Genomic DNA, 14942 nt, shown 5'->3' with positions numbered 1-14942 from the left:
GGTTTCAGCTTCGGGGGTGGAATAAAAAAGCCGGGAATGTCCCGGCTTTTTTTTACTCTTCAGTTTTTGTCTCTGGCGCAGCAGAACTTGGCTTACGGCGCTTACCAATATTTTTGGTATCGCGGTGGCGCTGCTTCACGCGCGGCTTCTCTTTTTCTTTCTCTTTTCTCTCAGCACGTTTCGCGAGCGCTTTCTTGGACGGTTTACCCGTCATTTTTTCACTCGGTGCGCGTGTCGTCGGACGAAGTTCGTCAATCACACGAGCTTTTAGCGGCTCATCAACGTAGCGGCCAATTTTTTGGAGCAGCAGATGGTCGTGCGCTTCTACCAGAGAAATAGCAATCCCTTTGCGGCCCGCACGGCCGGTACGACCAATACGGTGCAGGTAAGTATCACCGCTGCGAGGCATATCAAAGTTGATCACATGGCTCACGTCCGGGATGTCGATCCCGCGCGCGGCAACGTCGGTTGCAACCAGCACATTCACGCGACCATCGGTCAGGCGCTTAATCCCTTCGGTACGCTTAACTTGTGCCATTTCACCTTCGAGATAGCAGTTGTTGATGCCAGCGTTGCGCAGCATTTCTGCCAGCTCATGCACGCGCTCGCGTTTACGTACGAAGACGATGGTACGGGTTGCTTCTTCCTGCTTCAGCAGATGTTTCAGCAACTCAACCTTATGCTCAAGGTTATCTGCGCGGTAGTACCACTGGTGGATCTTCTTACGCTCACGCGTCGATGGCGTAGCGGACACTTCCACCGGATCTTCCAGCAGACGTTCGGCGAAATCTTTAATGGCATCCCCTTCAAGGGTTGCCGAGAACAGCATTGTCTGGTTACGCCAGCGCGTTTCACCCGCGATGTGTTCGATATCCTGGGCAAAGCCCATGTCCAGCATGCGGTCAGCTTCATCGAGAATCAGCGTTTCCACCGCCCGGCAGTCGAAGTTCTCTTCTTTTATGTATTGCAGCAGACGGCCTGTCGTCGCGACAACGATATCCTGGTTTTCGCTGAACACTTCGGCGTGGTTCATATACGCTACGCCGCCGGTGATGGTCGCGATATCCAGATGGGTGTTCGCCGCCAGCTCACGCGCGTGTTCGGCAACCTGCATCGCCAGTTCACGGGTCGGGGTCAGGATCAAAATGCGCGGCGGCCCTGATTTTTTACGCGGAAAATCGAGCAAATGCTGCAACACAGGCAGCAAGTAGGCTGCTGTCTTCCCCGTGCCGGTTGGCGCAGAACCGAGCACATCGCGGCCCTCAAGCGCAGGCGGAATGGCCGCGGCCTGAATGGCGGTCGGGCGTGTAAAGCCTTTACTCTCAAGAGCATTGAGCAGGCTTTCATCGAGTTCAAGTTCGGAAAAAGTCGTTACAGTCATGTTCTACCTCTGTGTGGGGCGCTGATTATAGACGTTACGGCTGTAATCTTCATCTGTTTGTATGGATATCGCTTTTCGACCACTTCGCTTTCCCCTATGCTACTCCAGTTTCACACAGAAGGTTGCCCTGACATGTCTCAACTCAAAGCGCAGTTGCGCCGCGATGGTTTTACGTTTAAACAATTTTTTGTGGCGCACGATCGTTGTGCAATGAAAGTCGGTACAGACGGTATTTTACTGGGTGCATGGGCCCCTGTCGCAGGTGTAAAACGCATTCTGGATATTGGTACGGGCAGCGGACTTCAGGCGCTGATGCTGGCGCAGCGTACCGAAGAACACGTCACTATCGACGCCGTTGAGCTTGATCCTCAGGCGGCCCAGCAGGCAAGCGAAAACGCTGCCGATTCTCCGTGGGCAGAACGGATCAGGGTGGATTGTGCCGATGTCCTGACCTGGGCACCGGAGCAGACTGCGCGTTACGATTTGATCGTCAGCAATCCGCCGTATTTCACGCCAGGTGTGGAGTGTGGAACGCCGGAACGCGAGCAGGCACGTTACACCGGCTCGCTCGATCACAAGGCGCTACTGACCAGCGCGGCGGAACTCATCTCGGAAGAGGGATTTTTCTGCGTGGTCTTGCCCGAAAGCACGGGTAACACCTTCATTGAGATCGCTCGGGATATCGGCTGGAGTTTGCGTCTTCGTACCGATATTTCGGATACGGAAGGTCGCTTACCGCACCGTGTGTTGCTGGCGCTCTCGCCGAAAGAGGGGGAGTGCTTTACCGACAGGATGGTTATTCGCGGGCCAGACCAGCGTTATTCCGAAGATTACACTGCCCTGACCCAGGCCTTTTATCTGTTTATGTGAACCTGCGGCGTCAACACCGACGGGCCGGACGTTTCCAGCGGGTCGGGATAGTCCAGCGTATAATGCAGGCCACGACTCTCTTTGCGCATCATCGCACAGCGTACAATCAGCTCGGCAACCTGCACAAGGTTGCGCAGCTCCAGCAGATTATTGGAAACGCGGAAGTTGGCGTAATATTCATCAATTTCCTGCTGTAACATCATGATGCGGCGTAACGCGCGTTCCAGACGCTTCGTTGTGCGTACAATCCCGACATAATCCCACATGAGAAGCCGCAGCTCGTGCCAGTTATGCTGGATAACCACCAGTTCGTCCGGGTTCTCTACTCGACTTTCATCCCATGCTGGCAGGTGCGTTGTTGGACGTGCATAGGGCATGCGTTTGGTTATATCTTCCGCAGCCGACCATCCATACACCAGACACTCCAGCAATGAGTTTGATGCCATGCGATTCGCACCATGCAGGCCGGTGTAGCTGACCTCGCCGATCGCATACAAACCATCCACGTCGGTACGACCATGATCGTCAACCATCACCCCGCCACAGGTATAGTGGGCGGCAGGCACAATCGGCACCGGATCGCGGGTTAAATCGATACCCAGACTCAGCAGCTTTTCATAAATCATCGGGAAGTGCTGGCGAATAAAGTCTGCCGGTTTATGGCTAATGTCCAGATACATACAGTCCACGCCAAGCCGCTTCATCTCGTGGTCAATGGCGCGGGCCACGATATCCCGCGGAGCAAGTTCACCTCGGGGGTCGAAGTCCGGCATAAACCTGGAACCGTCCGGTCGCTTCAGATACGCGCCTTCGCCGCGCAACGCTTCAGTTAACAGGAAGTTACGTGCCTGCGGGTGGAACAGGGCGGTAGGATGGAACTGATTAAACTCCATATTCGCTACGCGGCAGCCTGCGCGCCAGGCCATGGCGATACCGTCTCCGGAGGCGATATCCGGGTTAGTCGTGTACTGGTAAACCTTGGAGGCGCCGCCGGTCGCCAGCACAACGGCTTTAGCCTGGCAGGTTTCCACCTTCTCTTTATTCCGATTCCACACCCATGCGCCGACAACACGGCGCGTGCCGGGCAGGCCAATTTTATCGGAAATAATCAGGTCGACGGCGTTACTGCGCTCCAGCACCCGAATATTAGGATGGCTGAGGGCTTTGCTGACCAGCGTGGTTTCAACCGCTTTTCCTGTTGCATCAGCAGCGTGCAGAATACGGCGATGGCTGTGCCCGCCTTCACGGGTCAGATGATAGCTCTCTTCACCATTAGGCTGAACCTGCGTATCAAACAGCACGCCCTGGTCGATAAGCCATTGCACGCAGTGGCGGGCATTGCTGGCGACAAACTCTGCGGCATGCTCATCCACGATCCCGGCACCGGCAATCAGAGTGTCTTCTACGTGTGAGGCAATGCTGTCCGTTTCATCAAACACGGCGGCAATACCGCCTTGTGCATAGAAGGTGGAACCTTCGCTCATCGGCCCTTTACTCAGCACGATTACGTTCTGATGTTCCGCCAGGCGCAGCGCGAGGGAGAGGCCAGCAGCACCGCTGCCGATAATCAGTACATCACAATGGAGTTCAGGCGTTGTATTCATGATGTTTGTTTAATTTACTAAACATGGTCTGGGCAGAATAGCATTGTGATGCGAGTTATCGCACGTTTTTTTTGAAGCGTGTTGCAATGACTAAACGGATGGCCGGAAGTTAAATCATCGCTAAATGACTGGAATTATTTTGCGAAGCAGATCGTTAGCTTCAGATTTTGTGGTGAAATAAAGCCTGTGTTGCGTTACTCTTCTGACAATAAAGTTAATGATTCTTGTCAGAAAGCGGGTGCGTATCGTGAACAGACTTATAATGAGAGAAAATGAACGGTCTGCGGCGCGATGAACAAAAACAAAGGCGTTACGGAACTTATTGAAGAACAGACGCTCTAATTCGGTGCTTGCTCAAAGTGCAATGTTGTTAGAGTGGCGTTTCGATAACGCGTGGAATTTGGTTTGGGGAGACATTACCTCGGATGAGCGAGCAGTTAACGGACCAGGTCCTGGTTGAACGGGTCCAGAAGGGAGATCAGAAAGCTTTTAACCTACTGGTGGTGCGCTACCAGCATAAGGTAGCGAGTCTGGTTTCCCGCTATGTACCGTCAGGCGATGTTCCTGATGTGGTACAAGAGTCTTTTATTAAGGCCTATCGCGCGCTGGATTCATTCCGGGGGGATAGTGCTTTTTATACCTGGCTGTATCGTATTGCAGTCAATACGGCTAAGAATTATTTGGTTGCTCAGGGGCGTCGTCCGCCTTCAAGTGATGTTGACGCTATCGATGCAGAAAACTTCGAAAGTGGCGGCGCGCTGAAAGAAATTTCGAACCCTGAGAACTTAATGTTGTCAGAAGAACTGAGACAAATCGTTTTTCGCACGATCGAGTCGCTCCCGGAAGATTTACGCATGGCAATTACGTTACGGGAGCTGGATGGCCTAAGCTATGAAGAGATAGCCGCCATCATGGATTGTCCGGTCGGCACGGTTCGTTCACGAATTTTCCGTGCGCGAGAAGCCATTGATAATAAAGTTCAACCGCTTATCAGGCGTTGACGATAGCGGGATACTGGAAAAGGTATTAGGCATGCAGAAAGAAAAACTTTCCGCTTTAATGGATGGTGAAATGCTGGATAGTGAGCTGCTCGATGAGTTGTCTCATTCTCCCGAAATGCAACAGACCTGGGAGAACTATCATCTTATCCGCGACACTCTGCGGGGTGATACCAGCGATGTTCTCCATTTCGATATCTCAGCACGCGTTATGGCGGCCATTGAGAACGAACCTGTTCATCAGACCACGCCGCTTATTCCTGAAGCGCAGCCTGCACCTCACCAATGGCAGAAAATGCCGTTCTGGCACAAGGTGCGTCCATGGGCCAGCCAGCTCACCCAGATGGGAGTCGCTGCGTGTGTATCGCTTGCAGTTATCGTTGGGGTCCAGCACTATAATACCCAGTCTGAAGCCAGTCAGCAGCCTGAAGCGCCAGTGTTCAATACGCTGCCGATGATGGGTAAAGCCAGTCCGGTTAGCCTGGGCGTACCGGCAGATGCCTCCGCAAGCGGCGGACAGCAACAGCAGGTACAGGAGCAGCGTCGTCGCATTAATGCGATGTTGCAGGATTACGAGTTGCAGCGTCGTCTGCACTCCGAGCAGCTTCAGTTTGAGCAGGCCCAAACCCAGCAGGCTGCTGTGCAGGTGCCAGGAAACCAAACTTTAGGAACGCAATCGCAGTAATGAAGCAACTTTGGTTCGCCATGTCTTTGATGGCGGGTAGCCTGTTCTTCTCTGCTAACGCCTCGGCTGATGTTTCATCCGGGGCGTTGTTGCAGCAAATGAATCTGGCCAGCCAGTCACTCAATTACGAGTTGGCATTTATTAGCATCAATAAGCAGGGTGTCGAATCGTTACGCTATCGCCACGCCCGCCTTGATAATCAGCCGCTCGCCCAGCTTTTACAGATGGATGGCCCGCGTCGGGAAGTGGTCCAGCGTGGGAACGAAATCAGCTATTTCGAGCCAGGCCTTGAGCCGTTTACGCTCAATGGTGACTACATCGTTGATTCCCTGCCATCGCTCATTTACACCGATTTTAAACGTCTCGCCCCCTACTATGATTTTATCTCAGTGGGGCGAACGCGTATTGCCGACAGGTTGTGCGAAGTGATCCGCGTAGTCGCGCGGGATGGGACACGTTACAGCTATATCGTCTGGATTGACGCAGAGACGAAGCTGCCGATGCGCGTTGATCTGCTCGATCGCGACGGTGAAACGCTGGAGCAGTTCCGCGTGATCTCCTTCGACGTGAACGGTCAGGTTGGCAACAGTATGCAGAATCTGGCCAAAGCCAGCCTGCCGCCTTTGCTTTCCGTACCTGCCGGCGATTCTGTCAATTTCAACTGGGTACCTTCCTGGATCCCGCAAGGATTCAGCGAAGTATCCAGCAGCCGTCGCCAGCTGCCGACTATCGAAACACCGGTTGAATCGCGCCTCTATTCCGATGGGCTATTTAGCTTCTCGGTGAATATCAATCGCGCTACGGCGAACAGTTCCGAACAGATGCTCCGTACCGGTCGCCGGACGGTTAGCACGACGGTACGCGATAATGCGGAAATTACCATTGTTGGTGAATTACCGCCGCCAACAGCAAAACGTATTTCAGACAGCATTAAATTCAGGGCTGCGCAATGATTAAAGAGTGGGCGACGGTCGTATCCTGGCAGGATGGCGTAGCGCTTGTCAGCTGTGACGTTAAAGCATCATGCAGCAGCTGCGCTTCGCGAGCCGGTTGCGGCAGCCGCGTATTGAATAAGCTGGGGCCGCAAACGTCGCACACTATTGCTGTGTCGAGCGATCAGCCGCTGGTGGCAGGGCAAAAAGTGGAGCTCGGCATCGCTGAAGGCAGCCTGCTCACTTCCGCCATACTGGTTTACCTTTCTCCGCTCGCCGGACTTTTCGTGATGGGCGGGGTTTTCCAGATGCTGTTCGGCACAGATTTGGCCGCCATGTGCGGTGCCGCCTTGGGCGGTGTGGGCGGGTTCTGGCTTGCTAAAGGCGTTTCCCCAAGGCTTACCGCCCGGGAAGCCTGGCAGCCCGTCATTCTCAGCGTTGCACTGGCACCCGACCAACTTCGTGTTGAGACGCTCTCTTCTGAGGCCCGGTGATCTGCCGGGCTTTATTATTATTTACATCGCAATAAAGTAAACGCCGTCTCTTCGCGCTATACCTGACTCTAAGTGCATTTCCAGCAGACGAGGTTGTAGTGTAGAATGCTGCGTTTTCGCACTGAAAAACGTCAGGCTAAGAACAGCGGCCTCCAGGAATTCGTAAGGCATAATTATTTAACTATATGAAGAACATACGTAACTTTTCGATCATTGCTCACATTGACCACGGTAAGTCGACGCTGTCTGACCGTATTATCCAGATTTGCGGTGGCCTGTCTGATCGTGAAATGGCAGCCCAGGTTCTGGACTCCATGGACCTGGAACGCGAACGCGGTATTACCATTAAAGCCCAGAGCGTGACGCTCGACTATAAGGCTTCCGATGGTGAAACCTACCAGCTGAACTTTATCGACACCCCAGGGCACGTTGACTTCTCTTATGAAGTGTCACGCTCGCTGGCGGCCTGCGAAGGCGCGCTGCTGGTGGTGGATGCCGGGCAGGGCGTAGAGGCCCAGACGCTGGCAAACTGCTATACCGCCATGGAAATGGATCTCGAAGTGGTGCCGGTTCTGAATAAAATCGACCTGCCAGCCGCCGATCCTGAGCGCGTAGCGGAAGAAATTGAAGACATCGTCGGTATCGATGCGACCGATGCAGTGCGCTGCTCGGCAAAAACCGGCGTAGGTGTTCCGGATGTACTGGAACGTCTGGTGCGTGACATTCCGCCGCCGGAAGGTGACCCGGATGCGCCGCTCCAGGCCCTGATCATCGACTCCTGGTTTGATAACTACCTGGGCGTTGTCTCGCTGGTGCGTATTAAAAACGGCACCATGCGTAAAGGCGACAAAATCAAGGTCATGAGCACCGGGCAGGTCTACAACGCTGACCGCCTCGGCATCTTCACGCCAAAACAGGTTGACCGTACCGAACTGAAATGCGGCGAAGTGGGTTGGCTGGTCTGTGCAATTAAAGACATCCTCGGCGCGCCAGTGGGCGATACCCTGACCGGCGCACGTAACCCGGCAGATAAAGCGCTGCCAGGCTTCAAAAAGGTGAAACCGCAGGTTTATGCGGGTCTGTTCCCGGTCAGCTCCGACGATTACGAAAACTTCCGCGATGCGCTCGGAAAGCTGAGCCTCAACGATGCTTCCCTGTTCTATGAGCCAGAAAGCTCAACGGCGCTGGGCTTCGGCTTCCGCTGTGGCTTCCTCGGTCTGCTGCACATGGAGATCATTCAGGAACGTCTGGAGCGTGAATACGATCTGGATCTGATCACCACCGCCCCGACGGTTGTCTACGAAGTAGAAACCACGTCGAAAGAGGTCATCTACGTCGACAGCCCTTCCAAGCTCCCGCCGCTGAATAATATTCAGGAACTGCGCGAGCCTATCGCAGAGTGTCACATGCTGCTGCCGCAGGAGTTCCTCGGTAACGTGATCACCCTGTGTATTGAGAAGCGTGGCGTGCAGACCAACATGGTGTACCACGGTAACCAGGTGGCGCTGACCTATGAAATTCCGATGGCGGAAGTGGTGCTCGACTTCTTCGACCGTCTGAAGTCTATCTCCCGTGGCTATGCGTCACTGGACTACAACTTCAAACGCTTCCAGGCCTCCAACATGGTTCGCGTGGACGTGCTGATCAACGGCGAGCGAGTTGATGCCCTGGCGCTGATCACCCACAACGATAACGCACCGTACCGTGGTCGTGAGCTGGTTGAGAAGATGAAAGAGCTGATCCCGCGTCAGCAGTTTGACATTGCGATTCAGGCGGCCATTGGTAACCACATCATTGCCCGTTCAACCGTGAAGCAGCTGCGTAAAAACGTTCTGGCTAAGTGCTACGGCGGCGACGTCAGCCGTAAGAAAAAGCTGTTGCAGAAGCAGAAAGAAGGTAAGAAGCGTATGAAGCAGGTCGGTAACGTTGAGCTGCCGCAGGAAGCATTCCTTGCCATCCTTCATGTTGGTAAAGACGGAAACGGTAAATAACCTTAAGGAGTTGGCATGGCGAACATGTTTGCCCTGATCCTGGTCATCGCTACCCTGGTAACAGGTCTGTTATGGTGCCTGGATAAGTTTATCTTCGCCCCAAAACGCCGTGAACGTCAGGCTGCCGCGCAGGCAGCCACGGGCGATACGCTGGACGCGAAAACCCTGAAAAAAGTCGGCCCAAAACCGGGCTGGCTGGAAACAGGGGCATCGGTCTTCCCGGTGCTGGCGATTGTGCTGGTGGTGCGTTCATTTATCTATGAACCGTTCCAGATCCCGTCAGGATCGATGATGCCAACGCTGCTGATCGGTGATTTCATTCTGGTTGAGAAGTTTGCCTATGGCATCAAAGATCCGATCTACCAGAAAACGCTGATCGAAACGGGTCATCCGAAACGTGGCGACATCGTGGTGTTTAAATATCCGGAAGATCCACGGCTGGATTATATTAAACGCGCGGTAGGTCTGCCGGGCGATAAAGTAACCTACGATCCGATAGCGAAGGAAGTGAGGATTCAGCCAGGCTGTAGCTCTGGAACTGCATGTGAAAATGCGCTGCCAGTCACTTACTCCAACGTTGAGCCAGGTGATTTTGTGCAGACCTTCGCCCGCCGTAATGGCGGTGAAGCGACCAGCGGATTCTTCCAGGTGCCAAAAGGTGAAACCAAAGAGAACGGTATTCGTCTGGTTGAACGCAAAGAGACGCTGGGCGATGTCACTCACCGCATTCTGACCGTGCCAATCGCACAGGACCAGCTAGCAATGTACTACCAGCAGCCGGGCCAGCAGCTGGCGACCTGGATTGTGCCGCCGGGACACTACTTCATGATGGGTGATAACCGCGATAACTCCGCGGACAGCCGTTACTGGGGCTTTGTGCCGGAAGCGAATCTGGTCGGTAAAGCAACCGCTATCTGGATGAGTTTCGAGAAGCAGGAAGGCGAGTGGCCGACCGGCGTTCGCCTGAATCGTATTGGCGGAATTCATTAATTTTCGTCAAAAATAACACGTAGCGGCTTTTATTCGCCGCTACGTGAATTATTTCAGCGATAAATCTCTTTGAACTAACGACATCCCCTGTCGTTGCGTATAGAATATTCCCCCGAAGTTTAAGGTTGGCCCTGCAAGGGTGCCACGGCACACGAAACCGCGTTGGTTTTCTCAGGTCGGTTTCGTGTGCTGCATTTTTGACGCATTCATTTATTGGTATCGCATGAACCCCATCGTAATTAATCGGCTTCAACGGAAGCTGGGCTACACTTTTCATCATCAGGAGTTGTTGCAACAGGCATTAACCCATCGCAGTGCCAGCAGCAAACATAATGAGCGTCTCGAGTTTTTAGGCGACTCTATTTTAAGTTTCGTGATTGCAAATGCGCTTTATCATCGTTTTCCGCGTGTGGACGAAGGTGATATGAGCCGCATGCGTGCCACGCTGGTGCGTGGCAACACCCTCGCTGAAATCGCACGCGAGTTTGAGCTGGGTGAGTGTCTGCGTCTGGGGCCGGGTGAGCTGAAAAGTGGTGGGTTCCGTCGTGAATCCATTCTTGCCGATACGGTCGAGGCTTTAATCGGTGGCGTGTTCCTGGACAGCGATATCCAGACCGTAGAAAAGATGATCCTGAACTGGTATCAGACCCGTCTGGACGAAATCAGCCCGGGCGATAAACAAAAAGATCCGAAAACGCGTCTGCAAGAATATTTGCAGGGTCGTCACCTCCCGCTGCCATCCTATCTGGTGGTGCAGGTACGTGGCGAAGCGCACGATCAGGAATTTACCATCCATTGCCAGGTCAGTGGCCTGAGTGAACCGGTGGTCGGCACGGGTTCAAGCCGTCGTAAGGCTGAACAGGCTGCCGCCGAACAGGCGTTAAAAATGCTGGAGCTGGAATGAGCGAAGAAAAAACGTATTGCGGATTTATTGCCATCGTCGGACGTCCGAACGTTGGTAAATCCACCCTGTTGAATAATCTGCTTGGACAGAAGATTTCCATTACCTCGCGTAAGGCGCAGACCACGCGTCACCGCATCGTCGGTATCCATACTGAAGGCGCTTATCAGGCGATCTACGTCGATACCCCGGGCCTGCACATGGAAGAGAAGCGTGCCATCAACCGTCTGATGAACAAGGCGGCGAGCAGCTCCATTGGCGACGTAGAGCTGGTGATTTTCGTTGTGGAAGGCACCCGCTGGACGCCGGACGACGAAATGGTCCTGAACAAGCTGCGTGACGGCAAAACGCCGGTGATCCTCGCGGTCAATAAAGTGGACAACGTGCAGGAAAAAGCCGATCTGCTGCCGCATCTGCAATGGCTGGGCAGCCAGATGAACTTCCTGGACATCGTCCCGCTGTCTGCGGAAACGGGTATGAACGTCGATACCATCGCGGGCATCGTGCGTAAACATCTGCCGGAAGCGACTCATCACTTCCCGGAAGACTACATCACCGATCGCTCTCAGCGTTTTATGGCGTCTGAAATCATCCGTGAGAAGCTGATGCGTTTCCTGGGCGCTGAACTGCCGTACTCTGTGACGGTGGAGATCGAGCGTTTCCAGAGCAACGAGCGTGGCGGCTACGATATTAACGGTCTGATCCTCGTTGAGCGAGAAGGGCAGAAGAAGATGGTGATCGGCAATAAAGGTGCCAAGATCAAAACTATCGGAATCGAAGCCCGTAAAGACATGATGGACATGTTTGAAGCACCGGTTCACCTGGAACTGTGGGTGAAAGTGAAATCTGGCTGGGCCGATGATGAGCGTGCGCTGCGCAGCCTCGGTTACGGCGAAGATCAGTAACCTAAGACGACGAGCATATGGATGGATGGCAGCGCGCCTTTGTCCTGCATAGTCGTCCCTGGAGCGAAACCAGCCTGATGCTGGACGTCTTCACGGAAGAGTCCGGTCGCGTGCGCCTTGTTGCCAAAGGCGCACGTTCCAGACGTTCTAATCTGAAAGGTGCCTTGCAGCCTTTCACCCCGCTGCTGGTCCGCTTTGGCGGGCGAGGGGAAGTCAAAACCCTGCGCAGTGCTGAAGCCGTCTCCCTGGCGCTTCCTCTTTCTGGTATCACGCTCTACAGCGGTTTGTATGTCAACGAACTCATTTCACGGGTTCTTGAACATGAGACCCGCTTCTCTGAACTTTTCTTTGATTACCTGCACTGTATTCAGGCACTTGCTGGCGCAACCGGCACCCCTGAGCCTGTGCTGCGTCGTTTCGAACTGGCGCTGCTCGGGCACCTTGGTTACGGCGTTGATTTTCTCCACTGTGCGGGAAGCGGAGACGAGGTAGAAGACACCATGACCTATCGCTATCGTGAGGAAAAGGGCTTTATTGCCAGTGTCGTCGTCGATAACAGCACTTTTACCGGGCGCCAGCTCAGAGCACTGTATGAACGCGAGTTCCCGGACGCCGACACCCTGCGTGCGGCAAAACGCTTTACCCGAATCGCGCTCAAGCCGTATCTTGGGGGCAAACCTTTAAAGAGCCGCGAATTATTCAGGCAGTTTATGCCGAAACGCTAATGTTTTACCCCTCACCCCAGCCCTCTCCCGGAGGGAGAGGGAGAAGGTAAATGACCAAAAATACCGAGGATTGTCATGGCTGAATTACTGTTAGGCGTCAATATCGATCACATCGCCACGTTACGTAATGCACGCGGTACCGCGTATCCCGATCCGGTTCAGGCGGCATTTATCGCTGAGCAGGCTGGCGCCGACGGCATTACCGTCCACCTGCGTGAAGATCGTCGCCACATCACTGACCGCGACGTGCGCATCCTGCGTCAGACGCTGGATACCCGCATGAACCTGGAGATGGCGGTGACAGAAGAGATGCTGGCGATTGCCTGCGAGACTAAACCGCATTTCTGCTGCCTGGTGCCGGAAAAGCGTCAGGAAGTGACCACCGAAGGCGGTCTCGATGTGGCCGGGCAGCTCGACAAAATGCGCGATGCCTGCAAACGCCTGGCGGATGCCGGTATCTTGGTATCTTTATTTATCGACGCCGATTTCACCCAGATTAAAGCCGCTGCCGACGTGGGTGCGCCGTATATTGAAATTCACACCGGCTGCTATGCCGATGCCGAAAACGACGCAGCGCAGGCGAAAGAGCTGGAGCGAATCGCCAAAGCGGCTACCTACGCCGCGAGCCTGGGACTGAAGGTGAACGCCGGTCACGGCCTGACCTATCACAACGTAAAAGCCATTGCTGCCCTGCCGGAAATGCATGAGCTGAACATTGGCCACGCCATTATTGGTCGTGCGGTGATGAGTGGCCTGAAAGAGGCGGTGTCCGAGATGAAGCGCCTGATGCTGGAAGCGCGTCAGTAATGGCTATTCTGGGCTTAGGCACCGACATCGTCGAAATAGCCCGCATTGAAGCGGTGATCGCCCGCAGCGGCGATCGCCTCGCAAGACGCGTGCTGAGCGATAACGAATGGGCTATCTGGGAGGCGCATCAACAGCCGGTGCGCTTTCTGGCAAAGCGCTTCGCGGTAAAAGAGGCGGCGGCGAAAGCGTTCGGCACGGGCATTCGTAACGGCCTGGCGTTCAACCAGTTTGAAGTGTTTAACGATGAGCTGGGTAAGCCACGTCTGCGTTTATGGGGCGAGGCGCTTAAGCTGGCGGAAAAGCTGGGCGTGGCGCACATGCACGTAACGCTTGCAGATGAACGCCACTATGCCTGTGCGACGGTGATTATTGAGAGTTAAATTTTGTCCGCATGGTGCATCAGGACAAACTTATCCCACAACTGTTCTTCGTTCTCGACGTGTGCCGGATCTTTTAAGATCGTATTGGGAATTGGGCACACCTTCTGGCAGGTCGGCGTTTCATAGTGGCCGATGCATTCGGTGCAGCGGTCGCTGTTAATCTCATAAATGCTGTCGCCCATCGAAATCGCCTGGTTCGGGCATTCGGGTTCGCACATATCGCAGTTGATGCAATTTTTGGTGATTAACAGCGCCATCAGGAAATTCTCAGAAACATCACAAACAGGGCGGGCATTATACGCTCATTCGTTGTTCAAACCAGTTTTTTTACCAGCTCTTCGCTGTGCCGAATACGTTCTGGCGCACGCTCCAGATCCTGCTGAACCAGCGCCATAAACAGCAGGTCCGTCAGCATCATCTGCGCACTCGTCGACGAAATCGCCGCGCTGCGAGTGGCCTGTTCCTCGGCAATGGTATACAGGCAGCGGGTTGCCCGTTGCTGGAGCGCATTCGGGCTAAATCCGGTAATCGCCAGAATTTTTCCCCCTACGCGCAGGGCTTCGTCAGTGGCCATATTAATTTCACGTCGCTCGCCGGAATAGGAGATGGCCAGCAGTAAATCGTCAGGATCCATGGCCTGCACGGTCGCCAGCAGCGCGTGCATATCCTGTTCAACGATGGCGTTATAGCCGATTTTTGTCAGCTTCCAGCCAAAGTTACGCGCAACCAGTCCGGAGGCGCCGATCCCGGTCAACACAATACGCCGCGCGTCGCGAAGCATGGCTACGCTTTCCAGCAGTTTCTCTTCTGTGTTCACATCCAGCGTGGCATGCATTGCCGCCACGTTCTCCTTGATCAGCTTTTCGCCCACCAGACGCATCGGATCGTCGCCACGGATCTGGTTATGCACCGGCATTGACTGCGGATTCGGGTTGCTCACCAGTGCTTCACTGATCGCCAGTTTTAGCGCCGGAAAGCCCTTGTAGCCTATTTTCTGGGCGAATTTCACCACGCTCGACTGGCTCACCCCGGCTTCGCCTGCCAACTGCTGGGAGCTGAGGTGTCGCGCGCGATCGGGCTGAGTAAGTAAAAAATCCGCCAGCTTTTTATCACTCTGGGCAAACCCTGCGTAGCGCTGACGAATACGAATTAAACAGTTCATACGGTCTCCTGGCGAAAATGTGATTACCCGCGCAAATACGAATTTTGCTCGCCTGAATGAATTTTATATTCCATTATAGTGCGTTTATTATGAATTAAAAATTCCAGAGGTAAATAA

The 14942-nt window shown here is 54.1% G+C and carries 16 protein-coding genes; 12 read left to right on the top strand and 4 right to left on the bottom strand.

The window, feature by feature from the left end; translation table 11 throughout:
• Window positions 1-52: 52 nt before the first annotated feature.
• Window positions 53-1381: an ATP-dependent RNA helicase SrmB gene (srmB, locus tag L2Y28_RS16305; protein ID WP_022649047.1), complete on the bottom strand. Its 1329-nt coding sequence runs from the start codon at window positions 1379-1381 to the stop codon at window positions 53-55.
• 132 nt (window positions 1382-1513) lie between these two features.
• Here srmB and L2Y28_RS16300 point away from each other — a divergent pair, with 132 nt between their 5' ends.
• Window positions 1514-2251, top strand: a complete 738-nt coding sequence (locus tag L2Y28_RS16300) for a tRNA1(Val) (adenine(37)-N6)-methyltransferase (RefSeq protein WP_022649046.1) — start codon at window positions 1514-1516, stop codon at window positions 2249-2251.
• On the opposite strand, the gene nadB is transcribed toward L2Y28_RS16300, so the two are convergent.
• Window positions 2236-3855 (bottom strand): L-aspartate oxidase, encoded by a 1620-nt coding sequence (gene nadB / locus L2Y28_RS16295; RefSeq protein ID WP_022649045.1) that lies wholly within the window; start codon window positions 3853-3855, stop codon window positions 2236-2238. The two genes, L2Y28_RS16300 and nadB, sit on opposite strands and share 16 nt — an antisense overlap.
• 425 nt (window positions 3856-4280) lie before the next feature.
• On the opposite strand from nadB, the gene rpoE reads away from it, so the two are divergent.
• The 11 genes from rpoE (at window position 4281) to acpS (ending at window position 13663) form a co-directional block, all read left to right on the top strand.
• Window positions 4281-4856 carry an RNA polymerase sigma factor RpoE gene (rpoE, locus tag L2Y28_RS16290; protein ID WP_006176728.1) on the top strand — a complete coding sequence of 192 codons (576 nt, stop codon included), beginning with the start codon at window positions 4281-4283 and terminating at the stop codon, window positions 4854-4856.
• Window positions 4857-4887: 31 nt separating this feature from the next.
• Entirely contained in the window at window positions 4888-5538 is a 651-nt protein-coding gene (rseA, locus tag L2Y28_RS16285) for an anti-sigma-E factor RseA (protein WP_022649044.1), read from the top strand.
• Window positions 5538-6491 (top strand): sigma-E factor regulatory protein RseB, encoded by a 954-nt coding sequence (gene rseB / locus L2Y28_RS16280; RefSeq protein WP_022649043.1) that lies wholly within the window; start codon window positions 5538-5540, stop codon window positions 6489-6491. Before rseA ends, rseB begins: the two co-directional genes overlap by 1 nt.
• Window positions 6488-6964, top strand: coding sequence for a SoxR-reducing system protein RseC (rseC, locus tag L2Y28_RS16275; RefSeq protein ID WP_022649042.1), 477 nt, complete (start codon window positions 6488-6490; stop codon window positions 6962-6964). The genes rseB and rseC overlap by 4 nt, the downstream gene beginning before the upstream one ends.
• Window positions 6965-7149: 185 nt before the next feature.
• On the top strand, window positions 7150-8955 hold the full coding sequence (gene lepA, locus L2Y28_RS16270) for a translation elongation factor 4 (RefSeq protein ID WP_236919560.1): 1806 nt from the start codon (window positions 7150-7152) through the stop codon (window positions 8953-8955).
• A gap of 15 nt (window positions 8956-8970) precedes the next feature.
• Window positions 8971-9945 (top strand): signal peptidase I, encoded by a 975-nt coding sequence (gene lepB / locus L2Y28_RS16265; RefSeq protein ID WP_022649040.1) that lies wholly within the window; start codon window positions 8971-8973, stop codon window positions 9943-9945.
• A gap of 223 nt (window positions 9946-10168) precedes the next feature.
• A complete protein-coding gene (gene rnc, locus L2Y28_RS16260; RefSeq protein ID WP_023300736.1) occupies window positions 10169-10849 on the top strand; it encodes a ribonuclease III in 681 nt (226 codons plus the stop codon).
• On the top strand, window positions 10846-11751 hold the full coding sequence (gene era / locus L2Y28_RS16255) for a GTPase Era (protein WP_023330171.1): 906 nt from the start codon (window positions 10846-10848) through the stop codon (window positions 11749-11751). Before rnc ends, era begins: the two co-directional genes overlap by 4 nt.
• Window positions 11752-11768: 17 nt before the next feature.
• Window positions 11769-12476 (top strand): DNA repair protein RecO, encoded by a 708-nt coding sequence (gene recO, locus L2Y28_RS16250; protein WP_015572142.1) that lies wholly within the window; start codon window positions 11769-11771, stop codon window positions 12474-12476.
• A gap of 75 nt (window positions 12477-12551) precedes the next feature.
• Complete coding sequence (gene pdxJ / locus L2Y28_RS16245; protein WP_015572143.1) at window positions 12552-13283, top strand: pyridoxine 5'-phosphate synthase; 732 nt, start codon at window positions 12552-12554, stop codon at window positions 13281-13283.
• Window positions 13283-13663, top strand: a complete 381-nt coding sequence (gene acpS / locus L2Y28_RS16240; protein ID WP_015572144.1) for a holo-ACP synthase — start codon at window positions 13283-13285, stop codon at window positions 13661-13663. Before pdxJ ends, acpS begins: the two co-directional genes overlap by 1 nt.
• On the opposite strand, the gene L2Y28_RS16235 is transcribed toward acpS, so the two are convergent.
• Window positions 13660-13920, bottom strand: coding sequence for a YfhL family 4Fe-4S dicluster ferredoxin (locus L2Y28_RS16235; protein WP_022649037.1), 261 nt, complete (start codon window positions 13918-13920; stop codon window positions 13660-13662). The genes acpS and L2Y28_RS16235 overlap by 4 nt on opposite strands.
• Before the next feature lie 56 nt (window positions 13921-13976).
• Window positions 13977-14825 (bottom strand): MurR/RpiR family transcriptional regulator, encoded by an 849-nt coding sequence (locus L2Y28_RS16230; RefSeq protein ID WP_022649036.1) that lies wholly within the window; start codon window positions 14823-14825, stop codon window positions 13977-13979.
• Window positions 14826-14942 lie beyond the last annotated feature (117 nt).

The sequence above is a fragment of the Enterobacter sp. JH25 genome (assembly GCF_021725435.1).
Classification (GTDB): Bacteria; Pseudomonadota; Gammaproteobacteria; order Enterobacterales; family Enterobacteriaceae; genus Enterobacter; species Enterobacter intestinihominis.
This window is presented reverse-complemented; position numbering and strand designations above follow the sequence as displayed.

What these genes read in the sequence shown, in the direction of transcription:
- pdxJ (WP_015572143.1), top strand. Translation starts at nt 12,552, where the DNA reads ATGGCTGAATTACTGTTAGGCGTCAATATCGATCACATCGCCACGTTA.
- rpoE (WP_006176728.1), top strand. Translation starts at nt 4,281, where the DNA reads ATGAGCGAGCAGTTAACGGACCAGGTCCTGGTTGAACGGGTCCAGAAG.
- era (WP_023330171.1), top strand. Translation starts at nt 10,846, where the DNA reads ATGAGCGAAGAAAAAACGTATTGCGGATTTATTGCCATCGTCGGACGT.
- L2Y28_RS16300 (WP_022649046.1), top strand. Translation starts at nt 1,514, where the DNA reads ATGTCTCAACTCAAAGCGCAGTTGCGCCGCGATGGTTTTACGTTTAAA.
- L2Y28_RS16235 (WP_022649037.1), bottom strand. Translation starts at nt 13,920, where the DNA reads ATGGCGCTGTTAATCACCAAAAATTGCATCAACTGCGATATGTGCGAA.
- recO (WP_015572142.1), top strand. Translation starts at nt 11,769, where the DNA reads ATGGATGGATGGCAGCGCGCCTTTGTCCTGCATAGTCGTCCCTGGAGC.
- acpS (WP_015572144.1), top strand. Translation starts at nt 13,283, where the DNA reads ATGGCTATTCTGGGCTTAGGCACCGACATCGTCGAAATAGCCCGCATT.
- rseC (WP_022649042.1), top strand. Translation starts at nt 6,488, where the DNA reads ATGATTAAAGAGTGGGCGACGGTCGTATCCTGGCAGGATGGCGTAGCG.
- rseA (WP_022649044.1), top strand. Translation starts at nt 4,888, where the DNA reads ATGCAGAAAGAAAAACTTTCCGCTTTAATGGATGGTGAAATGCTGGAT.
- rseB (WP_022649043.1), top strand. Translation starts at nt 5,538, where the DNA reads ATGAAGCAACTTTGGTTCGCCATGTCTTTGATGGCGGGTAGCCTGTTC.
- rnc (WP_023300736.1), top strand. Translation starts at nt 10,169, where the DNA reads ATGAACCCCATCGTAATTAATCGGCTTCAACGGAAGCTGGGCTACACT.
- lepA (WP_236919560.1), top strand. Translation starts at nt 7,150, where the DNA reads ATGAAGAACATACGTAACTTTTCGATCATTGCTCACATTGACCACGGT.
- L2Y28_RS16230 (WP_022649036.1), bottom strand. Translation starts at nt 14,825, where the DNA reads ATGAACTGTTTAATTCGTATTCGTCAGCGCTACGCAGGGTTTGCCCAG.
- lepB (WP_022649040.1), top strand. Translation starts at nt 8,971, where the DNA reads ATGGCGAACATGTTTGCCCTGATCCTGGTCATCGCTACCCTGGTAACA.
- nadB (WP_022649045.1), bottom strand. Translation starts at nt 3,855, where the DNA reads ATGAATACAACGCCTGAACTCCATTGTGATGTACTGATTATCGGCAGC.
- srmB (WP_022649047.1), bottom strand. Translation starts at nt 1,381, where the DNA reads ATGACTGTAACGACTTTTTCCGAACTTGAACTCGATGAAAGCCTGCTC.